1 rRNA gene is annotated in these 292 nt (G+C 54.1%); it reads left to right on the plus strand.

The features are described 5' to 3' along the window. A 16S ribosomal RNA gene (locus tag BTW08_RS18415) occupies positions 1-292 on the plus strand; the annotation flags it as partial.

A 292-nucleotide genomic window follows, 5' to 3' on the forward strand; every position in this document is an offset into this window, starting at 1 on the left:
GTGCCAGCAGCCGCGGTAATACGAAGGGGGCTAGCGTTGCTCGGAATTACTGGGCGTAAAGCGCACGTAGGCGGACTTTTAAGTCAGGGGTGAAATCCCGGGGCTCAACCCCGGAACTGCCTTTGAAACTAGAAGTCTTGAGTTCGAGAGAGGTGAGTGGAATTCCGAGTGTAGAGGTGAAATTCGTAGATATTCGCAAGAACACCAGTGGCGAAGGCGGCTCACTGGCTCGATACTGACGCTGAGGTGCGAAAGCGTGGGGAGCAAACAGGATTAGATACCCTAGTAGTCC

This window comes from Salinicola sp. MH3R3-1 (assembly GCF_001937155.1).
Classification (GTDB): domain Bacteria; phylum Pseudomonadota; class Gammaproteobacteria; order Pseudomonadales; family Halomonadaceae; genus Salinicola; species Salinicola halophyticus.